The 2,499-nt window shown below is 42.5% G+C and carries 3 protein-coding genes; all 3 read right to left on the reverse strand.

Annotation, left to right across the window (positions count from 1 at the left end; translation table 11 throughout):
• The coding region (locus ONT08_RS16385; protein WP_264960467.1) for an IS66 family transposase at positions 1 to 1,554 on the reverse strand (1,554 nt) is incomplete at its 3' end.
• Between the two features lie 290 nt (positions 1,555 to 1,844).
• Positions 1,845 to 2,204: an IS66 family insertion sequence element accessory protein TnpB gene (gene tnpB, locus ONT08_RS16390; protein ID WP_119236501.1), complete on the reverse strand. Its 360-nt coding sequence runs from the start codon at positions 2,202 to 2,204 to the stop codon at positions 1,845 to 1,847.
• The coding region (locus ONT08_RS16395; protein ID WP_264960468.1) for a hypothetical protein at positions 2,192 to 2,499 on the reverse strand (308 nt) is incomplete at its 5' end. The genes ONT08_RS16395 and tnpB, both read right to left, overlap by 13 nt.

A 2,499-nucleotide genomic window follows, 5' to 3' on the forward strand; every position in this document is an offset into this window, starting at 1 on the left:
GCAGTTGTTATCTATCAAGACGCTGCCTATCTTCGTATATGCCATCAGCTCTTCCCAATGCTTGGTCATATATATCAAGGCTTGTTGCAACTTAGCGGAGAGCTTAATCTCGTTTTTCTCAAACTGTTTCAACAGTGCCGTCGCTTGCTGATAGATGTCGTGTAACACTGGTAGGGATTCCTCACCTCGATGCTTGACTATCTCTTTTTCTGTGCGACCCAATACTTGATTCTCAACTTCGACCTTATATAATATACCGATCAAATCTATGAATGCCTGTGCCAAGGTATCCTTGTAGTCACGACTCGCTGAGACAAACAGTCTTCTAACGTGCGACCAGCAACATACATGAGTGCAGTCCTTCAACTTATTGAAGTAAAGGTAAGCCGCATAGGCATCGGTCATCAATGTACCCTTGAAGTCGCCAAGAAACTCTTTGATAACCTCTTGTCGCCTGCTACCATACAAATAATAACAAACCTTCGTGGTCAAATTGACTATGACCCACATATACCGTCGTCTGTAATGAACCTCGCCATTGGCTTCCGTCACCTTGGTGTCAACCCAAGACTCATCACAATAGATTGTGGTACCAGGTTTTAGAAGCCATGTTTTTATTGTTTCCAAGCAATTCTCCAAAAACTCTGCACCATGACGCAACCAATTGAAGATAGACATCTTTGACATCTTCATCTTCTCATTAATCATGCGGTACATCTCACGTCCGCTCGTTATCGCATACTGAAAGCGATTGACAACCAAGTCGGATACCATGGAACTTGTACCACTCGTATGAGGGACGACTGTAGGCATGTCATACTTCGACTCATCGACAAACTTGCAGGAGCGTTGCTCTACATCCTTATCCATAGGGATAAAGAAAGCGAACTCCTTACCCTCCTTATCACGAACCCACACATAGCGGTAACGGTCTTGGCGAATCATGCTGATACGGTCAAACTGGTCCACAGGGCGAGTATAGCGCAAGAAGGTCAAACCCATTGCCTTGACCTTTTCCAAGTCACACTCATGAACCACACAAGTCTCAGCTTGCATGGTGTTATAGTGGTCTGGGCGCTTACTCAAATCTCCCTTGGGATTGGTTGCCTCCGAGGATTCATCAGACTCTTCGTCCGAAGATTCCTCAGACTCCTTAGACTGCTGACACCCATTATTTATATAGTCATCCTCAGCCTCATCCTTGGTTTTACCTTTGTCCCCAGACTTTGCGCCAGACTTCTTCTCGCTGTTCTTGCCATGTATCTTGCGGCGGCGAGCCTGTAGCTCGCCGTTGAGTTTATCCACTTGGGCTTGCAACTCTGCAATTCTCGCATCAGACTTCTGGGCTTTCGCCTCTGCCTCCTTTTGCTTTTCACCCAAGGTAACATTGGCATCCAAAAGCGTCTTGACTGTCTGAATGAGTTCCTTTATCTGGTCTTGATATTGCTTACGTTCCATATCTGTCATGTCAGTATCCACTGGCGATTGGTTCATCGCCAACAGATACTGAGCTTGCATTATCATGCGATCTATGTCTGTATGTATTTCTGCCATAATATGAAACGATTTGCTGATGCAAAAGTACCCATATTATAAGACATAACAAAATTCATAAATCTAATTTAACAATCTGATATTCAGTAATTTAGAGTATTAAACCGCATTTGGCATGATTAGTAATACCACCCTATGTGAGTCTTTTTTAAGTCCTGCACAGGCTGCCACATCAATGCTAAAACGCATCTTGTAATACCTTATAAATAACTGATACACAACAAATTAAATAAAACAAACAGTTAAAATCCCATACACTAAATTTAGTATATTTAACTGTAAGATGTATGTCATGCTACTTCTTGATAACATTTCATTTCTATCGGACCAATCTTCTTGATGACTGGGCACGACAGCATAGCCACAAGATATTTCCACTCCAGCACATATATAGGAGCAACGCCCTCAAACTCCAAGCGAACAAAGCTCATGTTCTTGTCGAACTTCTGAAAATACATTTGGCACTCATTGTGCTCATGTCGGATTATCTTGACTATCTTCTGATTTTTGGACGTAAAGACGTAGGCTGTACCATCATCAGGATCCTCTCCCAGTGAGCGAACAACACCACATAACTTGTCATAACCTCCACGCATATCCTGATAGTTGGGAATATACTTATATTTTACGGCACCATTTAAGCTAAACATAAGGCTTGAAGTTTGGAGATGAAACTTTGAAGACTAGAATAACTCAAATTATGATGCTCTATCTTCATACCATTGCTAAGTCCAATATTGACATACTTGACGACAACCGCATCCTCGACTGGAGATACACTTGCAGTTGATGTAACTTGTTTAGCATTTGCCTGATTCACGTTGGGTGCCTCAGGTGCCCCCTTGACCACACACTCAACAACATTGGGAGACTGGTACTTTTTCTTGTACCACTTCTCAAATACATGGTAAGGTACTCCATTGGACTCAAAAAACTGATTTACCG

This window comes from Segatella copri, assembly GCF_026015465.1.
Classification (GTDB): domain Bacteria; phylum Bacteroidota; class Bacteroidia; order Bacteroidales; family Bacteroidaceae; genus Prevotella; species Prevotella copri_E.